The sequence below is a fragment of the Streptomyces sp. NPDC096132 genome (genome assembly GCF_044763345.1).
Classification (GTDB): domain Bacteria; phylum Actinomycetota; class Actinomycetes; order Streptomycetales; family Streptomycetaceae; genus Streptomyces.
In genome coordinates this window covers 672,769-691,257 of record NZ_JBIWGA010000001.1, presented here as the reverse complement: position 1 = coordinate 691,257, position 18,489 = coordinate 672,769, and the positions used below count along the sequence as shown (strand labels likewise).

Annotated in this window: 18 protein-coding genes; 9 read left to right on the top strand and 9 right to left on the bottom strand. The window is 72.1% G+C overall.

From position 1 onward, the window contains the following. The first annotated feature begins 104 nt into the window (after nucleotides 1–104). Entirely contained in the window at nucleotides 105–506 is a 402-nt protein-coding gene (locus ACIRF9_RS02925) for a GNAT family N-acetyltransferase (protein ID WP_403815289.1), read from the top strand. On the opposite strand, the gene ACIRF9_RS02920 is transcribed toward ACIRF9_RS02925, so the two are convergent. Then, complete coding sequence (locus ACIRF9_RS02920; protein ID WP_403815286.1) at nucleotides 487–957, bottom strand: protein phosphatase; 471 nt, start codon at nucleotides 955–957, stop codon at nucleotides 487–489. The genes ACIRF9_RS02925 and ACIRF9_RS02920 overlap by 20 nt on opposite strands. Before the next feature lie 80 nt (nucleotides 958–1,037). Between ACIRF9_RS02920 and ACIRF9_RS02915 the strand changes: the two genes are divergently transcribed. Both ACIRF9_RS02915 and ACIRF9_RS02910 read left to right on the top strand, forming a co-directional pair. After that, nucleotides 1,038–1,571: a SigE family RNA polymerase sigma factor gene (locus ACIRF9_RS02915; RefSeq protein WP_403815283.1), complete on the top strand. Its 534-nt coding sequence runs from the start codon at nucleotides 1,038–1,040 to the stop codon at nucleotides 1,569–1,571. After that, entirely contained in the window at nucleotides 1,568–2,497 is a 930-nt protein-coding gene (locus ACIRF9_RS02910; protein WP_403815280.1) for a hypothetical protein, read from the top strand. Before ACIRF9_RS02915 ends, ACIRF9_RS02910 begins: the two co-directional genes overlap by 4 nt. Here the strand turns inward: ACIRF9_RS02910 and ACIRF9_RS02905 are convergent. The 6 genes from ACIRF9_RS02905 to leuA form a co-directional block, all read right to left on the bottom strand. Then, nucleotides 2,494–3,672 carry an exo-alpha-sialidase gene (locus tag ACIRF9_RS02905; RefSeq protein ID WP_403815278.1) on the bottom strand — a complete coding sequence of 393 codons (1,179 nt, stop codon included), beginning with the start codon at nucleotides 3,670–3,672 and terminating at the stop codon, nucleotides 2,494–2,496. The genes ACIRF9_RS02910 and ACIRF9_RS02905 overlap by 4 nt on opposite strands. 23 nt (nucleotides 3,673–3,695) lie before the next feature. Next, nucleotides 3,696–4,364, bottom strand: coding sequence for a response regulator (locus ACIRF9_RS02900; RefSeq protein WP_403815275.1), 669 nt, complete (start codon nucleotides 4,362–4,364; stop codon nucleotides 3,696–3,698). Then, entirely contained in the window at nucleotides 4,361–5,458 is a 1,098-nt protein-coding gene (locus ACIRF9_RS02895) for a sensor histidine kinase (protein WP_403815272.1), read from the bottom strand. Before ACIRF9_RS02895 ends, ACIRF9_RS02900 begins: the two co-directional genes overlap by 4 nt. Nucleotides 5,459–5,490: 32 nt before the next feature. After that, nucleotides 5,491–7,554, bottom strand: coding sequence for an MMPL family transporter (locus ACIRF9_RS02890; RefSeq protein WP_403815269.1), 2,064 nt, complete (start codon nucleotides 7,552–7,554; stop codon nucleotides 5,491–5,493). A gap of 153 nt (nucleotides 7,555–7,707) precedes the next feature. Next, nucleotides 7,708–8,403: a TerB family tellurite resistance protein gene (locus ACIRF9_RS02885; protein ID WP_403815266.1), complete on the bottom strand. Its 696-nt coding sequence runs from the start codon at nucleotides 8,401–8,403 to the stop codon at nucleotides 7,708–7,710. Nucleotides 8,404–8,587: 184 nt separating this feature from the next. After that, nucleotides 8,588–10,309: a 2-isopropylmalate synthase gene (gene leuA / locus ACIRF9_RS02880; protein WP_403815263.1), complete on the bottom strand. Its 1,722-nt coding sequence runs from the start codon at nucleotides 10,307–10,309 to the stop codon at nucleotides 8,588–8,590. Between the two features lie 320 nt (nucleotides 10,310–10,629). Here leuA and ACIRF9_RS02875 point away from each other — a divergent pair, with 320 nt between their 5' ends. The 4 genes from ACIRF9_RS02875 (at nucleotide 10,630) to ACIRF9_RS02860 (ending at nucleotide 14,629) form a co-directional block, all read left to right on the top strand. Next, entirely contained in the window at nucleotides 10,630–11,700 is a 1,071-nt protein-coding gene (locus ACIRF9_RS02875) for a M4 family metallopeptidase (protein ID WP_403815260.1), read from the top strand. 21 nt (nucleotides 11,701–11,721) lie between these two features. Then, complete coding sequence (locus tag ACIRF9_RS02870; RefSeq protein ID WP_403815257.1) at nucleotides 11,722–11,988, top strand: protealysin inhibitor emfourin; 267 nt, start codon at nucleotides 11,722–11,724, stop codon at nucleotides 11,986–11,988. Between the two features lie 71 nt (nucleotides 11,989–12,059). Beyond that, nucleotides 12,060–13,382 carry a GH1 family beta-glucosidase gene (locus ACIRF9_RS02865; RefSeq protein WP_403815254.1) on the top strand — a complete coding sequence of 441 codons (1,323 nt, stop codon included), beginning with the start codon at nucleotides 12,060–12,062 and terminating at the stop codon, nucleotides 13,380–13,382. Further along, nucleotides 13,379–14,629: an MFS transporter gene (locus ACIRF9_RS02860; protein ID WP_403815251.1), complete on the top strand. Its 1,251-nt coding sequence runs from the start codon at nucleotides 13,379–13,381 to the stop codon at nucleotides 14,627–14,629. The genes ACIRF9_RS02865 and ACIRF9_RS02860 overlap by 4 nt, the downstream gene beginning before the upstream one ends. A gap of 28 nt (nucleotides 14,630–14,657) precedes the next feature. Here ACIRF9_RS02860 and ACIRF9_RS02855 read toward each other — a convergent pair whose 3' ends face one another. After that, nucleotides 14,658–15,518 carry an NAD-dependent epimerase/dehydratase family protein gene (locus tag ACIRF9_RS02855; protein ID WP_403815248.1) on the bottom strand — a complete coding sequence of 287 codons (861 nt, stop codon included), beginning with the start codon at nucleotides 15,516–15,518 and terminating at the stop codon, nucleotides 14,658–14,660. 121 nt (nucleotides 15,519–15,639) lie between these two features. Between ACIRF9_RS02855 and ACIRF9_RS02850 the strand changes: the two genes are divergently transcribed. Continuing rightward, nucleotides 15,640–16,518, top strand: a complete 879-nt coding sequence (locus tag ACIRF9_RS02850) for a helix-turn-helix transcriptional regulator (RefSeq protein ID WP_403815245.1) — start codon at nucleotides 15,640–15,642, stop codon at nucleotides 16,516–16,518. Between the two features lie 27 nt (nucleotides 16,519–16,545). After that, nucleotides 16,546–17,508 (top strand): hypothetical protein, encoded by a 963-nt coding sequence (locus ACIRF9_RS02845; protein WP_403815242.1) that lies wholly within the window; start codon nucleotides 16,546–16,548, stop codon nucleotides 17,506–17,508. An 18-nt stretch (nucleotides 17,509–17,526) separates the two neighbouring features. On the opposite strand, the gene era is transcribed toward ACIRF9_RS02845, so the two are convergent. Continuing rightward, a complete protein-coding gene (gene era / locus ACIRF9_RS02840) occupies nucleotides 17,527–18,480 on the bottom strand; it encodes a GTPase Era (protein ID WP_403815239.1) in 954 nt (317 codons plus the stop codon). Nucleotides 18,481–18,489: the final 9 nt, after the last annotated feature.

Here is an 18,489-nt window from a genome sequence, read left to right as displayed (position 1 = left end):
GGCGACAGGCACAGGGGGACGGCATGGCTCCACTTCCCGAAGATCATTTCCGGTCACCGCGGTTACGGATCAGACAAGCCACCGAGGCCGATCTGCCGCAACTCATGCACCTCGAGGAGAAGGCCTTCCCGGCCGGTCCCTACCCGTTCTTCGTTCTGCGCCAACTCCTGGCCGCGTTTGCCGACTTCGTGCTCGTCCTGGACGACGGCAGCGAGCTGCACGGCTATGTCCTCGCCACCCCGCCGCGCGACGCCCAGAGCTGGTTCCTCAGCCTCGGCATCGTCCCCGGCCTGCGCGGCCAGGGGCTCGGCCGGCGGCTCATGACGCAGATGCTGAGCCATCTCCGCGCCGAAGGCGCCCGCTGGGCCCAGCTCTCCGTGGAGCCCGCCAACGAGACCGCCGTCGCCCTCTACCTCTCCCTCGGCTTCGTCCCGGACCCCGGCGGCCCCCGCAAGGACTACTTCGGCCCCTGCGAAGACCGGCTCCTCATGACGCTGGCCCTGTGAACCGCCGTACATAGCGCCGCTGCCAGGGCGTCTCCACGGCGTGCCGGTCGTAGTGCCGGCGCACGAACTCCACCGCCTCCCCGGCCGGTACGCCGTCCAGTGCCGCCAGGCAGGCCAGTGCCGTCCCGGTACGCCCCCGGCCGCCGCCGCAGGCGATCTCCACGCGCTCGTCGGCCGCGCGGCGCCACGCCTCGGTGAGGGCCGTGCGGGCGTCCGAGTGGTCGGCGGGCAGACGGAAGTCGGGCCAGCGGAGCCAGCGGGACTCCCAGGGCGTCGCAGGAGGCCGCTTTCCGAGCAGATACAGGCCGTACGACGGCGTGGGCGCCGCCGGATCGAGCGGGCGCCGCAGTCCGCGCCCCCGTACCGTCCGCCCCGACGGAAGCACGAGCACACCGGGCTCTCCCGCCCGCCAGGCCCCGTCGCCGCTCTCCGTCCCCTGTACGTTCGCCACGCCCTCATTCGAACGTGCTCGGCGGATTCGGGCAACCGATTCCCCGCAACCCGTGGTCTGGAGGGCGAGGAGGGTGCTTGATGCAGGCCGAACTAGAGGATCGGTTCCAGGAGTTCGTCAGAGCGCGGTGGTCCCGGCTGGTGCGGACCGCGTATCTGCTCACGGGGGACGTCCACCACGCGGAGGATCTGACACAGACCGCGCTGGCGAAGGCGTACCGGTCGTGGCGGCGGATCTCGCGCAGTGACAACCCGGAGGCGTACGTCCGGCGGATGCTGGTCAGCTGCAACAGCGACCGGTTCCGCAAGCGGCGGGTCACCGAGGCGCTGACCGCGGCGCCGCCGGAGCGGGCGGGGCGGGACGAGGCCACGGGGCAGGTGGAGGAGCGCGGCTCCCTGATGGCCGGGCTGGCCCAACTGCCCAAGAAACAGCGGGCGGTGGTCGTGCTCCGGTACTGGGAGGACCTGTCCGAGGCCGAGGTCGCCGAGGTACTCGGCTGCTCCCCCGGCACGGTCAAGAGCCAGGCCTCGAAGGGGCTGGCGAAGTTGCGCACGTACCCGGGACTGGCACCCAGCCGCGCCGTCTCCGGGCAGGGCCAGGGAGGCAGCAGGTGAGCGGCGAAGAGCACATCGGCGAAGTCGACGAGGTTTTCGAGGAGCGGTTGCGGGAGCTGCTGGTGCGGGACGCCGACATCGTTCGCCCCGCACCGGCCCCGTATCCGGCGATCAGGAGGCGTGGAATGGCGGAGCGACGGCGACGGGTGACGGCGGTCGGAGCGGCGCTCGTGGCGCTGACCGTGGTACCGGTGGGGGCGTACGCCTGGGCCGGCGGGAACGGGGAAGGGGACGCGGACACGGCGACCCCGATGACATCGGTCAGCGCCCCGCAGAGCACGAGCGCGTCCCCCGAGGAGACGGCCGCCGGGCCCGCGCGGCCCGCGAGCGACGGGCAGCTGCTCGACGGCATCACCTTCGCCCAGGCCACCGACGGGCTGAAGAAGTGCCTGGCCGCCGAGCGTCCCTCGTCCCTCATCGACGGAACCGGCGACAAGCTCGGGGACTACCGGATCCTCCTCGCGGCGAAGAGCACCGGCGACTCCAACGCCCCCGGTGACGGCTTCCACGTCGTCGCCGCGAAGGAGAAGCCGGCCGGCTTCCGGGTGATCTGCGACATCAAGGACGGCGAGGCCTCCGGCATCAGCGTCAGCGCGCGCGACGCCGCCGGGCCGGACGCGGGCCCGGTCGTGCCCGACCCCAACGCCGGTGACCTGTACAAGCAGTCGGTCATCGACAAGGGCAAGTGGAAGCTGCCGTACCGCTGGGCGTCCATCGGTTACGTCGACGAGTCGGTCGTCAAGGTCACCGTCTCCTACGGCGACAGCACCGTCGACCCGGCCGTCCTCGACCACGGCTGGTTCATCGCCTTCGGGATCATCGACCAGCAGGTCGAGCTCGCCCCGCACATCATGGGCTACGACAGCACCGGCAAGCTGGTCTACGACTCCGACACCGACAAGGCGTACGCGCGTGAGCTGTACTAGAGCCCCGTCAGCATCAGCCGGCGGAACGCGATCGTCTCGTACGGTCCCGCCGTCCCCGTCTCGTACAGCACCCCCGTTGTCGCCGCGTCCACCCGTACGAGGTCGGAGTACGCGGCGGGGTCCGGTGACAGCGTCGCCGCCCGGGTGAAGCCCTCGGCCGGGTCCATGGCGCGCCAGACGGTCAGAGCCCGCCGGGCGGTGGGGTCGGACGGGGCGGAGAACAGCAACGGGGCTCCCGCTTCGGGGAGCTGGAGGACGCTGCCCTGGACGACGGGGACGTCGGAGAGGGTGGGCTGCGGGGCGTAGGGGCGGGTGAGGGTCTCGCCGCCGTCCTGCGAGACGGCGTCCACCCGGTTGCCGGGAGCCCGGCCGCCCTGGTCACGGGCGTTGAAGTACACGCGCCCGTCGGCGAGTTGGGCCGCCGAGCTCTCGTTGGCGTTGACCGTGCCGTCGTCGTCGGCGTCGACGAACCCCAGCCGCCAGGTGCGGCCGCCGTCGTCGCTGAGCAGGGCGTGGCCGCCGTAGTGGCGGGACTCCCGGCCGGTGTCGGGGGAGCCGGCGGGCGGGGCGGCGGAGTGGTTGGCGGGGACGACGAGGCGGCCCGCGTACGGGCCCCGGGTGAGGGCGAGGGCGTGGCCGGGGCCGGTGGCGTACCAGCGCCAGCCGGGCAGCCGGGCCTCGGCCGTGATGTCCCGGGGCGCGGTGAAGCGTTCCCCGTCGTCCCGGCTGTGCTGCACGTACACCCGGCGGCCGGGCGCCTCGCCCCGCATGATCTGCGCCTCGGTCGCCGTGCCCGCGTTGGCACAGCTCACCAGGACCACGGCTCCGGTGCGCGGATCGACCACGGGCGCCGGGTTGCCCCGGGTGTCGCCCTGCCCGGCGGCGACGACCGTCAGCGGGCCCCAGGTGCAGCCGCCGTCGGTGGAGCGCCGCAGCACGATGTCGATGTCCCCGGTGTCCCCGGGCCCGTCCCGGCGCCCCTCGGCGAAGGCCAGCACGGTCCCTCGCCGGGTGGTGACGGCGGCCGGGATGCGGTAGGAGGCGTAGCCGCCCTGCCCGGAGACGTACGGCACCGAGGAGGTGCAGCGGCCCGGGCTCGCGGCGGCCGGGCCCGCGGCGGTGAAGGGGCTCAGGAACACGGCGGTGGCGAGGAGGGTACGGCTCAGGAGGGTCATCGCGGCTCCCTTGGACGGACTGCTCACATCGTCCCCGGCGTCACCATCCCCGACTCGTACGCCACGACGACGAGTTGCGCGCGGTCCCGCGCCCCCAGCTTGCCCATGATCCGGCTGACGTGCGTCTTCGCGGTGAGCGGGCTCAGCCCGAGCGCCTCGCCGATCTCGGTGTTGGTCAGTCCCCGCCCGACCAGGGCGAGCACCTCGCGCTCCCGCTCGGACAGACACTCCGGCCCGCCCACCGGCGGCACCGACGGGCTGCGCAGGAACCGGGCGATCAGCCGGGCCGTCGGCCCGGGGGACAGCAGCGCCTCGCCGGCCGCGACCGTGCGGATCGCGTCGAGCAGCTCGGCGGGCCGGGTGTCCTTCACCAGGAACCCGGAGGCGCCCGCGCGCAGCGCCTCGACGATGTTCTCGTCGGTGTCGTACGTCGTCAGCACCAGGACCCGTACCCCGGCCAGCGCCTCCTCGGCGGCGATCAGCCGGGTCGCCTCGATGCCGTCGAGGTCGGGCATGCGGATGTCCATGACGACGAGGTCGGGGCGGACCTCCCGGGCCAGCGCCACGGCCTCCCGGCCACTGCCCGCCTCCCCCACCACGACCATGTCGGGGGCCGATTCGACGAGCATCGCGAACGCGGCCCGTACCAGTGTCTGGTCGTCGGCGAGCAGCACCCGTACGGGACCCGTCACCGCTCCCCCAGGGGCAGGACCGCACACACCTCGAAGCCCCCGCCGGCGCGCGGCCCCGCCTGAAGGGTGCCGCCGACGCTGCGCGCCCGCTCCCTCATCCCGACCAGTCCGAAGCCCGGGGTGCCGGGCCCCGCGCCGGCCCCGTCGTCGGTGACCGTCACCCGCAGGGCGCCCTGCTCCTCGTACACCCGCACCCCCACCGTCAGATCCTCCCGTCCGCCGTGCCGTACGGCGTTCGTCAGCCCCTCCTGCGCGATCCGGTAGGCCGCCGCGCCGACGGCGGGCGGCACGTCCGCCTCGACCACCGTCAGGTCGACCCTCGCGCCCGCCGCCCGGGCCGTCTCGGCGAGCTCGGGCAGGCCGCGCAGCCCCGGCAGCGGCCCGCGTGGGTCCTCCTGCTCGCGCAGCACCTCCAGCGTCGTACGGAGTTCCCCGCGCGCCCCTCGGCAGGTCTCGGCGATGTCGTCGAGGGCCTTGGCCACGGCCGCGCGGTCGAGGCGATCGGGGTCGGCGGCCAGGACATGGGCGGCGACGGAGGTCTGCACACCGATCAGGGTGATGCTGTGCGCGAGCAGGTCGTGCAGGTCGCGGGCGATGCGCAGCCGCTCCTCGGCGACGCGCCGGCGGGCCTCCTCCTCGCGGGTGCGTTCGGCACGTTCGGCGCGTTCGCGCTGGACGCGGAGGTAGCCGCCGAAGAGCAGGACGTCGATGATCCAGCCGGAGATGCGCAGGATGTCCACGACCTGGCTCGGGCTGACGAGGGCGTTCACCGTGAGGGTGCCGCCGACCACGACGACACCGGTGAGCAGGGTGCGGCGGGCGCTGCCGGTCGAGGCGACCGTGTAGAGGGCGATCATGCCGGCCGGTACGGCGGCGCTGTGCATGTAGTCGAGCGCGTGGTACGGCGCGACGCACGCGACCACCGCGACCAGCACCGCCATCGGGTACCGCTGCCGCACGAGGAGGGGGGCCTGGGCGGCGAGCAGCAGCGTCCAGCCCAGGACGTCCAGGCGGCGGCCGTCCTCGACGAACAGTCCGAGCACGACGGCCACGGCGGCCGAAGCCGCGGCGAGCCACACGTCCCGCGTCCGCATGCTCTCCCCCTCCCCCACGGTCCCATCCTCCCTCAGACGTGCTGGCGTTCGTGCGCCGATTCCGCTTCCGGCGCCGGATGCGCCTTCGACAGCCGCCCCGGCCACCACACCTTCCGCCCCAGCGCCACGCTCGCGCTGGTCACCAGGTAGGTCCGCACGAGGAAGGTGTCCAGCAGCACGCCGACCGCGATCACGAAGCCCAGCTCGACGAGCTGCACGAGCCCCATGTTCGTCAGGACGGCGAAGGTCGCGGCGAGCACGAGCCCCGCGGAGGCGATGACCCCGCCGGTGGTGCGCAGCGCGGTGAGCGCGGCGGCGGCCGGTTCGGCGCCCCGCAGCGACTCCTCCCGCATCCGGTGCATCAGGAAGATGCCGTAGTCCACGCCGAGGGCGACCAGGAACACGAAGGACAGCAGCCCGAGTCCCGGATCCGTGCCCTCGAAGCCGAACAGCGGTCCGAACACCAGCCCGCCGATGCCGAGCGCGGCACCCCACACCGCGACCACGGCGGCCGTCAGGATCAGCGGCGCGACGAGTGACCGCAGCAGGACGACGAGGATCAGCAGCACCGACAGCAGCACGATCGGTACGACGACCAGCCGGTCCCGGGCGTTGGTGTCCTTCAGGTCGATCTGCTGGGCGCTGGGCCCGCCCACGTAGGAGCCGTCGAGGCGGTCCCGCAACCGCTCGATGGTCGCGGTCTCGGCCGCCGACTGCGGGGGTGCGGCGGCGAGCACCGAGATCTCCGTCCAGCCCTCTCCGCTACGGCCCTTGCGCGCACTGTCGACGCCCTCGGTCCCCCGGACGGCGGCGAGGGTCGCGTCGGCGCGGCCGGCCGGGGTGATGACGTCGACGGGCTGCGCGGATGCCTCGGGGAAGGCGGCGGCCAGGGTCTCCATGGCCGCGACGGACTGGGGCTTGTCGACGAAGGCGTCCTGCTGCTTGACCGTGCCGGGCAGGTTGAGCGTGCCCAGGGCGAGGGCGCCGAGCAGGGCCGCCCCGCCGAGCAGGACGGTCAGCGGTCGGCGGCCCGCGGAGGTGCCCATCGCGGCGAACAGCGACCGGCGGACCTTGGGCGTGGAGCCGTACGCCGGCACCAGTGGCCAGAACACCCGGCGGCCGAGGAGCACCAGCACGGCCGGCAGCAGGGTCAGCATGGCGACCAGCGCGCACAGCACCCCCACGGTCCCCAGTGGGCCCATGTCCCGGTTGGAGTTGAGGTCGGCGGTGAGCAGGCACAGCAGTCCGGCCGCGACGGTCCCGGAGGAGGCGAGGACGGCGGGCCCGCAGCCCCTGAGGGCGGCCACCATCGCCTCGTACGGCCGCTCGACGCGGCGCAGTTCCTCCCGGTAGCGGGAGACGAGCAGCAGCGCGTAGTCGGTCCCGGCGCCGAAGACGAGGATGGTCATGATGCCCGAGCTCTGGCCGGAGACCGTGGTCCCGAAGGCCTGGTTGAGCCCGTAGGCGACGCCCATCGACAGGTAGTCGGCGATGCCGGCCACCACCAGCGGGACCAGCCACAGCACCGGGCTGCGGTAGATCAGGATCAGCAGGATCGCGACGACCGCGATGGTGGTGTAGAGCAGCGGTCCGCCGAGCGAGTTGTAGACCTCGGAGGCGTCGGTGGCGAGCGCACCGGCCCCGCCGACCTCGACGGTCAGCCCGTCCCCACCGCGGACGACCTCGCGGATGTCCCCGACGAGGGCGTCCCGCTCGTCCTCGTCGGTGCCCGGCTCGGTGCTGGCGACCGGATACATCAGGGTCGTACCGTCGGCGGACGGCACGCCCTGCGGCTCGGCGGTCAGCGCGTGCTCCCCGGCGACGCGCGCGACCTGCTCCCGGGCGGTCTCCCGGTCGGCGGCGGTCAGCCCGCCGTCGCGGTGGTAGACGAGCACCAGTTCGGTGGCCTCACCACCCGGCAACTGCTCCTGGATCTTCGCGGCCTTCGTCGAGTCGGCACTCGCCGGCAGGTAGTCGGTGATCCGGTCGTGCTGCACATCGGCGAGCTTCGCGGCGAACGGCGAGACGAACGCCAGCACCGCCACCCACAACGCGAGCACCACCCAGGGGATGCTCTTCCTTGTCCCGGCCCTCATGAACGGGCCCTCCCTCCGGCACGGTTGTCTGGATGCGCTCTCCAGACTCCCGGCCCGAAAGGGGCGGATCGTCGCGCGTGAGGGCGAGTTCGGGGGTACTGCGGCGGGCGGCCCGGGGGCCGGACTACTCCCCGGGGAGTAACGGCGGACGGGTCAGGAGGGGGCGCCGGCCGCCACCAGCAGTCGCGTCACGTCGTCCGCGCAGATCGTCAGGGCCGCCCCGACCGTCGTCAGGACCTCTCGCTCGGCCGGGGTGTACGGCCCGTCCGCGAGGGCGATGCGGGCGCCCTGCAGCAGGATCGATTCGCGGCCGGCCGGGGCGAGGTGGGGGGCGAGGGGGTCGAGGGCCTCGTGGAGCTCTATGGCGAGGCCGGCGCCGCAGGGTTCGCCGTAGGTGCGGCCGGTGTCGGCGGCGAGGGCGTCGACGAGGGCGGCCAGCTGTTCGCGGGTGCAGTCGGTGAAGCCGGCCGCGCGCACCGCGCCCGCCGCCGCCTCCAGGGAGGGGGGCGCGCAGGTGCCGCCCGCGGAGAGGACCGCGAGGGCGACGGTGTGGACGGCGTCGCGGAGCATCGCGGAGAAGCGGGTGGTGGTGGGGTGGTCGAGGACGTCGGTGCCGTACTGGTTCTGGCAGGCGGCGCATTCGACCACCGGGCCGGTCTCGCCGCGCGAGAGGACGGGCAGGCCCAGCAGGGTGAAGCGGCGTCGGCCGGTCAGCCGCTGGTAGTTGCGGTCGCCGCCGCAGCCGGGGCAGAAGAACTCGCCGTCCCCGACGGGCGTCCACGCGGTGCGGGTGCCCAGGATGCGGGCAAGCCTGGTGACCTGGCCGTCTCGTCCCCGTTCTGGCAGCACGTCGCACCTCCGTAACCCCGCGGCAACATCGCCACGTCTGCGTGATGTTAGCCACATCGGGGAGGAGTAGTCAGCACCCAGGACGAGACCTTTCCGTGACATCCACTACGCGGTGGCCGATAACCGACGGGGCCCTGACCGCCGTATACGACGATCAAGGCCCCGAAACTCCCGGTCAGGCCGGTCAGCGCGTCGCGCGGTTGACGGCGGAGACGACCGCCTTCAGAGACGCACGCGTCGTGTTCGCGTCGATGCCGATGCCCCACAGGACCTTGCCGTCGATCGCGCATTCGATGTAGGAGGCGGCCTGCGCGGAGGCGCCCTCGCTCATCGTGTGCTCCTGGTAGTCGAGCAGGCGTACGTCGATGCCGATGGACTGCAGGGCGTCGAAGAAGGCCGAGATCGGACCGTTGCCGGTACCGGTCAGGACGGTGTTCTCGCCGTCGACCGTGGCCTCGACCGTGAGGGTGTCGACGCCGTCGGTGTCCGTGGTCGACTGGCCGGTGCGGACCTGGATGCGGCCCCAGGGGTTCTCGGGGTTCGGCAGGTACTCGTCCTGGAAGACGGCCCAGATGTCGGCGCCGGTGACCTCGCCGCCCTCGGCGTCCGTCTTCGCCTGGATGAGCTTCGAGAACTCGATCTGCATCCGGCGGGGCAGGTCCAGCTTGTGGTCGTTCTTCAGGACGTAGGCGATACCGCCCTTGCCGGACTGCGAGTTGACGCGGATGACGGCCTCGTAGGAGCGGCCGACGTCCTTCGGGTCGATCGGCAGGTACGGCACCGCCCACTCGATGTCGTCGACGGTGACGCCCTTCGCGGCCGCGTCGGCCTCCATGGCGTCGAAGCCCTTCTTGATGGCGTCCTGGTGGGAGCCGGAGAAGGACGTGTAGACCAGGTCGCCCACGTACGGGTGGCGCGGGTGGACCTCCATCTGGTTGCAGTACTCCCACGTACGACGGATCTCGTCGATGTCGGAGAAGTCGATCTGCGGGTCGACGCCCTGGGAGAACAGGTTCATGCCCAGAGTCACCAGGTCGACGTTGCCGGTGCGCTCGCCCTGGCCGAACAGACAGCCCTCGACGCGGTCGGCGCCGGCCATCAGCGCCAGCTCGGCGGCGGCGACGGCGGTGCCGCGGTCGTTGTGCGGGTGGACGGAGATGACGACGTGCTCGCGGCGGGAGATGTTCCGGCTCATCCACTCGAAGCGGTCCGCGTGGGTGGAGGGGGTGGAGCGCTCGACCGTGGCGGGCAGGTTGAGGATGATCTCGCGGCCCGGGCCGGGCTGGTAGACGTCCATCACCGCCTCGCAGACCTCCAGCGCGAAGTCCAGCTCGGTGTCGGTGAAGATCTCGGGGCTGTACTGGTAGCCGAACTCCGTCTCCGGGCCCAGCAGCTTCTCGGCGTACTCCATGACCAGGCGGGTGCCGTCGACGGCGATCTGCTTGATGTCGTCCTTGGAGCCGCGGAAGACCACCCGGCGGAACACGGGGGCCGTGGCGTTGTACAGGTGGACGGTGGCGCGCTTGGCGCCCTTCAGGGACTCCACCGTCCGCTCGATCAGGTCCTCACGGGCCTGCGTCAGCACGGAGATCGTCACGTCGTCCGGGATCGCGCCCTCTTCCTCGATGATCGAGCGCACGAAGTCGAAGTCGGTCTGACCGGAGGCCGGGAAGCCGACCTCGATCTCCTTGTAGCCCATCTTGACCAGTTGGTCGAACATCCGGCGCTTGCGCTCGGGCGACATGGGGTCGATCAGGGCCTGGTTGCCGTCACGCAGGTCGGTGGAGAGCCAGCGGGGGGCTACCGTGATCCGGTTGTTCGGCCAGGTGCGGTCGGGGATGTCGACCTGGTCGTACGAGCCGTACTTGTGGATCGGCATCTGGCTGGGCTGCTGGCGGTTCGCCATGTTCGCGGGGCTCCTCAGGATGTCCGGAAGGACGGCCGACGATGCAACGCAAAGCTCCGCGGGGAGGGAGTCGACCTGTCTTACAGGCCCTCGCCGCGGCAGCTAAGGAGAAGCAGCCCGAAACGCATAGTGCTCCGCAGCCTAGCCGAGCCGCTTCCGTCGCGTGGGTCCGTATCAGTATGCGGGACCACGGGGACCAAAGGGGGCGAAACGTGCGCTATACCACTCCCCGCCGCGGATCGGCCATGTTTGTCACCGTTTTTCACCGATCATGGTTGCCGATGGTGACAGCGGGATAACACAGTGCAAGGGTGCCGCTCATGACGACGAACGGGGGCTTCGAGCCCGTCTTCTGCACCGTCGTACCGCCGCATGTCCTCGACAAGCTGGCCCGGCACGACGACCCCGCACTCTCCGGACCCGCCCAGCGCACCCTGGTGCGCGACAGCGAGCTGCGCGCCAGGCGTCGGGTGACCACCGAGTTCCGCCTGTGGGCCGGACCGACGGCGAAGGCGCCGTCGGAGCAGCCGCTGCGCACGATCTACGACGCCGGGCACGGCACCGACCTGCCCGGCACCAAGGTCCGCGCCGAGGGCCAGGACCCCGGCCAGGACGCCACCGTCAACCGCGCCTACTCCGGGCTCGGCGCCACCTTCGACCTCTACCTCAAGGCCTACCGGCGCCACTCCATCGACGGCGACGGTCTGCCCCTGGACGCCACGGTCCACTACGACGAGGGCTACAACAACGCCTTCTGGAACGGCGAGCAGATGGTGTTCGGCGACGGAGACGGCGAGATCTTCGTCGACTTCACCAACTCCATCGACGTCATCGGCCACGAGCTCACCCACGGCGTCACCCAGTACACGGCGAACCTGACCTACTACGGCCAGCCCGGCGCCCTCAACGAGTCGATGTCCGACGTGTTCGGCTCGCTCATCAAGCAGTACACGCTGGGCCAGACCGCCGCCGAGGCCGACTGGCTGATCGGCGCGGGCATCCTCGCCCCGGACGTCACCGGTTCGGCCCTGCGCTCGATGAAGGCCCCGGGCACGGCGTACGACGACGACGTCCTCGGCAAGGACCCGCAGCCCGCGACCATGGACGACTACGTCCGCACCGGCCGCGACAACGGCGGCGTGCACATCAACTCCGGCATCCCCAACCACGCGTTCTACCTGGTCGCCACCGCCATCGGCGGCCACGCCTGGGAGAAGGCGGGCCAGATCTGGTACGACGTGCTGACCGGCGGCGAACTGACGTCGGGGGCGTTCTTCACCGACTTCGCGGGGCTCACCGTCAAGGCCGCGCGCGAGCGCTTCGGCGACGGCGGCGACGAGCTGCAGGCCGTGCAGAAGGCGTGGGAGCAGGTGGGGGTGCGGATCCTGTAGATCCGTACTAGACACGGTCCCATGCGGATTCGAGTGAGTCGCACGGGCGGCTTCGCGGGCATCGGGCGGCAGGCCGAGGTGGACACCTCCGGGCGTCCCGATGCCCGCGAGTGGGAGACCCTGGCCGAACAGGCCCTGGCGGACGGTCAGCGCTCCCGTCCACTGGGCGTCCCGGACGGGTTCAGCTACGAGATCACGGTGGACGGGAAGACGGTGTACGCGGCCGATCCCCGGCTCTCCCCGGAGCAGCGGAAGCTGATCTCGCGGGTGCTGAAGGAGGGTGCCTGAGGAAGAGGCACAACTGGTAGTTCACGCGTGGGCGTTGACTTCCTTACCGGTGGGTAAGGATGATCCCGCCCATGGCGAACGATCCGCGCGACGCGGTGCACCCGATCCCCCAGTTCCCCGCCGGCTTCCTCTGGGGCGTCTCCACCTCCGCCCATCAGATCGAGGGCGCGGTGGACGAGCGCGAGCCGTCCGTGTGGGACACCTTCACTGCCGAGCCGGGGCGCGTGAAGGACGGCTCCACGGCGGCGGTGGCCTGCGACCACTACCACCGCCACACCGAGGACGTGGACCTGCTGTCGGGGCTCGGGGTGGACGCGTACCGCTTCTCGATCTCCTGGCCCCGGGTGAACTCCCCCGGCGGCCTCGACTTCTACGACCGTCTCGTCGACGAACTGTGCGCGGCGGGCGTACGTCCCGTCCCGACCCTCTTCCACTGGGACCTGCCGGCGCACCTGGACTGGCTGGAGCGGGACACGGCGTCCCGGTTCGCGGACTACGTGACGGTGGTCGTGGACCGCCTCGGCGACCGGGTGAACAAGTGGATCACCCTCAACGAGCCCGCCGAACACACCCTGCTGGGCCACGCGCTCGGCACCCACGCCCCAGGCAAGCAGTTGCTGTTCGACGCGCTCCCGGTGGCCCACCACCAGCTCCTCGCCCACGGTCTCGCCGTACGGGCCCTGCGCGCGGCCGGTGCCACGGACATCGGCGTCGCCAACTCCCACGGCCCGACCTGGCCCGCGTCCCAGGAGCAGGCCGACCTGGAGGCCGCGGCCTTCTACGACGTCCTGCTGAACCGCCTGTTCGCCGAACCGCTCCTGCTGGGCGAGTACCCGGAGGGCCTCGGCGAGCTGATGCCGGGGGACGTGGCGGCCGATCTCAAGATCATCGGGGAGCCCCTCGACTGGTACGGCGTCAACTACTACGCCCCGACCCGGGTGGGCGCCCCGCAGGGTACGGAGATCGAGTTCGGCGGGATCCGGATGCCGGCCGAACTGCCCTTCTCCGTCCAGGAGATCGAGGGCGTCCCGGTGACGGACTTCGGCTGGCCGGTCGTCCCGGAGGGCCTGACCGAGCTGCTGACCACCTTCAAGGACCGCTACGGCGACCGCCTCCCGCCGGTGGTGATCACGGAGAACGGCTGCTCCTACGAGGGCGTCGACGACCAGGCCCGTATCGCCTACCTGGACGGCCACATCCGCGCCCTGCACAAGGCCGTGGAGGCGGGTGTGGACGTCCGCGGCTACTTCGTGTGGTCCCTGCTCGACAACTTCGAGTGGGCCGAGGGCTACGAGCGCCGCTTCGGTCTGGTCCACGTCGACTACGCGACGCAGACCCGGACCCCGAAGGCGTCGTACCGCTGGTTCCGGGACGTCCTGCGGGCGCAGAGATGACGACGGCCGCCGCCTCGGCTCTGGCCGAGCCCGTCGAGCGGGTCGGGAAGGGCTGGTCCTCGGCGCTCTCCCTCGCCAACGGGGCGATCTGGGTGGGCTGGTACGGCCCGCTGCAGATCCTGCTCGCCTCCCAGGCCAAGGACTTCGCACCCGGCTCCGGCATGTCGAAGGAGACCATGCTGGCCTGGGTGACCGGCGTCGGCGCCCTGGTGTCGCTGGTGGCGAACCCGCTCTTCGGCGCCCTGTCGGACCGTACGACCTCCCGCCACGGCCGCCGTACGCCGTGGATCGTGGCCGGCGCGGCGGGCGGCGCCCTCTCCCTGCTGCTGCTCGCGGCGGCGGACGGGGTGTGGACGATGGCGCTGGGCTGGTGCCTGGTGCAGCTCACCCTGAACGCGGCCTTCGCGGCGGTCACGGCCGCCGTCCCGGACCGGGTCCCCCGGCTCCAGCGGGGCGCCGTGGGCGGCTGGCTGGGCGTCGCGCAGGTCCTCGGCGTGGTCGGCGGCACGGCGCTCGCCACGGCCGCCGGGGGTGTGGGCGCCGGGTACGTGGCGTGCGCGGTGTTCACGGCGGTGGGCGTCCTGCCGTACGTCCTGCGCTACGAGGACCTGCGGCTGCCGGTGGCGGACCGCCCGCCCTGGTCCCGGCGCGCCTTCCTGGCGGGCTTCTGGCTCAGCCCGCGCCGCTACCCCGACCTGGGCTGGGCGTGGCTGACCCGGTTCCTGATGAACCTGAGCAACGCGCTGGTGCTGCTCTACCTGCTCTACTACCTGCGCGACCGCCTCCACTACGCCGACCCCGACGAGGGCGTGCTGATCCTGACGGCCGTGAACGGGGTGACGCTGCTCGCCACGGTCGTCGTCGGCGGCGTCTGGTCGGACCGGCTGGGCCGGCGCAAGCCGTTCGTGATCTGGTCGGGCGTGCTGATGGCGGTGGCGACGGCGGGGCTGGCGGTGTGGCAGACCTGGCCCGGCGCGATCGTCGCCGCGGCGGTCCTCGGCATCGGCTTCGGCGTGTTCACCTCGGTCGACTTCGCCCTGATGACGGACGTCCTGCCGAAGGCCCTCGACCGGGGCAAGGACCTCGGCGTCATCAACGTCGCCAACGCCCTGCCCCAGGTCGCCGCGCCCGTGCTCGCCGCGCCGATCGTCACGTACCTGGGCGGCTACCGCGTGCTGTACGTGGTGGCGGCGCTGGTCGGGCTGGCGGGGGCGGTGCTGGTGGGGCGGATCAAGGGGGTGGACTGAGGACCGGTCCGTGGAGCGAGGCCCGGAGCTACAGGGCTCCGGCGTCCCGGGCGGACCAGACGGACGGATGGATGGGCCGGAAGCCGAGGTCCCGGCGGATCCGCTGGTTGGACATGATCCCGAACCACGGGTCGGGATCGGTATGGGTGTGCAGGTCGGCGGGCGGCTCGGCGCCGTTGAGCCGGTACAGCTCCACGGCCGTCACGGGGGCGTCGTCGGCGATGTTGTAGACCGGCCCGCTCACCGCCGGCGCGTACAGGAGACGCAGCAGCCCCTGGGCGACGTCGGCATGGTGGGCCATCTGCAGCCGCTGGGCCGGGGCCCAGTGCGCGGCCCAGCGCAGGGACTGGGCGAGATGCGGGTCACCGTCGCCGTAGACGAAGGGCAGCCGCCCGATCCGCACCTCCATCCCCTCCCCCACGAGCGCGAGCAGCTCCCGCTCGGCCGCCGCCTTGGACTCGTTGTAGGCACCCCACATCTGGCCGCCGGGCCGGACCTCGTCGTCCTCGGTCAACGGTCGCCCGCGTCCCACGCCGTACACCATCCCCGTGCTGACCTGTACGAACCGCCGTACCCCGGAGGCCAGTGCGGCGCGGCCCAGCTCCACCGCCGCGTCCCGGTTGACGGCCCAGGCCTCCTCGTCGGGCACCCCGCGGAAGGAGGCGGCGACGTTCACCACCGCGTCCGCCCCGGCCACCGCCTTGCCGAGCGCGTCCGCGTCCCGCAGATCCCCTACGACGACCTCGGCACCCAGCTCGGCGAAGGGCTCCCCGCGCACCGCGTCGCGCACCAGGACCCGGACCTGTTCGCCGGACTCCCGCTGGGCCAGCAGCCGCGGCACGAACCGCTTCCCGACCTGTCCCGTCGTCCCCGTCACCAGTGTCAGCATGATCTGCTCCTCTCGGTCTGCACCCCACCCTCGGCGGGATGCGGGCCGGCCGGGAGAGACCCGTCGATCAGGGGACCGGCAGTCCCTGGATAAGCCGGGCCGGGTGCCGCAGCCTGGAGAGGTGAACCGGACCGAACTCGCCGACTTCCTGCGCCGCGGCCGGGCCCGGCTGGCCCCCTCGGACGTGGGACTGGCCCCGGGCCCCCGCCGCCGTACCCCCGGACTGCGCCGCGAGGAGGTGGCCCAGCTGGCGGGCATGTCGGTGGACTACTACACGCGCCTGGAACAGCGCCGGGGCCCGCGGCCGTCCCGCCAGATGCTGACGGCACTGGCCCGCGCCCTGCGCCTCACCGACGACGAACACGACCACCTCTTCCACCTGGCCGGCGAGGAACCCCCGCGCCGCGAGACGCCGTCGGCCCACGTGCCGCCCGGCCTGATGCTGATCCTGGACCGCCTGTACGACACCCCGGCGCAGGTGGTGACCGACTGCGGAGAGGTCCTGGCGCAGAACGCGATGGCCAGGGCCCTGACCCTCGACGTGATGTCCCGCCCGCGGCGCGAACGCAACCTGGCCCGCCGCTACTTCCTGGACCCGGACGCGCGCGCCCTGTTCCCGGAGGAGGACCGCGCGGAGCACGCCCGCGCGGCCGTGGCCAATCTGCGCGCGGTGACCGCCGCCCGCCCCGACGACCCGGAACCGGCCGCGCTGGTCGCCGAACTCCGCGCGGAGAGCGAGGAGTTCGCCCGCCTCTGGGACGACCACGAGGTGGCCCTGCGCCACCGCGCCACCAAACGCTTCCAGCACCCCCTGGTCGGCCTCCTCGACCTCGACTGCGAGGTCATGCTCAGCCACGAACACCACCAGTACCTGGTCATCCACACGGCCCGCCCGGGCACGGACACCTATGAACGGCTGCGGTTGCTGCGGGTGGTGGGGTTGCAGGACTTCGCTGTGGGCGGGGTAGAGACCCGAGGGGCGGAGGCGAGCGGGAGCTGAGCCCGCGACACAACAGGGGGAAGCCGGATGCGAGTCGGCGGTTGGGGACTGGAACTGGTCTGTGTCTGCTATCTGTTGATCGTGTACATCACCAGCCGAGGGCTGATTGCCGCCCCCCGCTATCGGCTGCTGCAGGCGAGGCTGCGGGACTGCCGGTCCCGGGTGGAGTGCCTGGCCGCGACCCGTGGTGACGATTCGCCGGAGAAGGCGGTGGTCGCCGCCGTGGCGGGTCGGCTGGATGCTCTGGAGCTGGGGGGCACGGTGGTGTGGCGGCTGAGTTCCCGGTACGGGGTGATCGCGATCCCCTTGTCGAAGCTCGCCGCGGCCTGGCGGGCGCTGCACGCCTCGGAGCGTCGGCTTCTCGGTGTCGAACCGCCCGAGGAGGTCCTCGCGCAGCGGGAGGTGCTGCTGATCCAGCTCGCCGGGTCGAGCGATCCGGGTGACGCGGAGCTGGCCGCGAAGCTCGCCGCCGAGGCCGCCGCCGACCCGCGTTCGGCCGAGGCGCGGGCCCTTGTGCTCGCCGCCGCGCAGCGCGTGCACGAGCTCGAGGACAGCGCGGCCGAGCGGGACTACGACCAGCAGCGCGTCGCGCTGTGGCTGGCGCTGACCGGGCTGTGCGCGATCCTGCTGATCGGCAGGGTGCTCGACCACCGGGAGACGATGCTGCTGGGCGCGCTGGGCGGCTTTCTGTCGCCGGTCGTGGGGGTGATGCGCTCGCAGCGTCCGTCGTCCTGGGGCGTGCTCGTCCTCGCGCCGGTCGGCGGTGCGCTGGCCGCCGTCGGGGGCCTGCTGCTCGTACGGATGCTCGCCGACCCCGACCTCAACCTCCTCGGTCAGGTGTTCCTGGAGAACTCGTGGGGCGCCCCCGAACGCCCGATCGCGCTGGCCGTCGCCCTGCTCTTCGGATTCTCCGGCCAGCTGTTCTCCCGCCTGGCCCTCACCGCCACGGGCCAGCTGACCGCACCGGCACCGGCACCTCGCGCCGTATGACCTGGAAGACCAGATGACCTAGAAGCCCAGCTTCCGCAGCTGCTTCGGGTCCCGCTGCCAGTCCTTGGCGACCTTCACATGGAGGTCAAGGAAGACCGGAGTGCCGAGGAGAGCCTCGATCTGTTTGCGGGACTTGATGCCGACGTCCTTCAGGCGGCGGCCCTTCGGGCCGATGATGATGCCCTTCTGGCTCGTCCGCTCGATGTAGATGTTCGCGTGGATGTCGAGGAGCGGCCGGTCGGCGGGGCGGTCCTCGCGGGGGAGCATCTCCTCGACGACGACGGCGATGGAGTGCGGCAGCTCGTCGCGGACTCCCTCCAGGGCGGCCTCGCGGATCAGCTCGGCGACCATCACCTGCTCGGGCTCGTCGGTCAGGTCGCCCTCGGGGTAGAGGGCGGGACCCTCCGGGAGCATCGGGACCAGCAGGTCGGCCAGGAGGTCCACCTGTCGGTCGCCGACCGCCGAGACCGGGATGATCTCAGCCCACTCGATGCCCAGCTCCTTGCCCAGCTGGTCGATCGCGATGAGCTGCTCGGCGAGCGCCTTGGGGTCGACCAGGTCGGTCTTCGTGACGACGGCGACCTTCGGGGTCTTCTTGATCCCGGCCAGTTCCTTGGCGATGTAACGGTCACCGGGGCCGATCTTCTGGTCGGCGGGCAGACAGAAACCGATCACGTCGACCTCCGCCCAGGTGGTGCGGACCACGTCGTTCAGCCGCTCGCCGAGCAGGGTGCGCGGCTTGTGCAGCCCCGGGGTGTCGACCAGGATCAGCTGGGCGTCCGGACGGTGCACGATGCCCCGTACCGTGTGCCGGGTGGTCTGGGGGCGGTTGGAGGTGATCGCCACCTTCTTCCCGACCAGAGCGTTCGTGAGGGTGGACTTGCCCGCGTTGGGGCGGCCCACGAAGCAGGCGAAGCCGGCACGGTGAAGGGTCCCGGCCGACTGCTCGGATGACTGGTTACGAACGCTCATGGCCCCCAT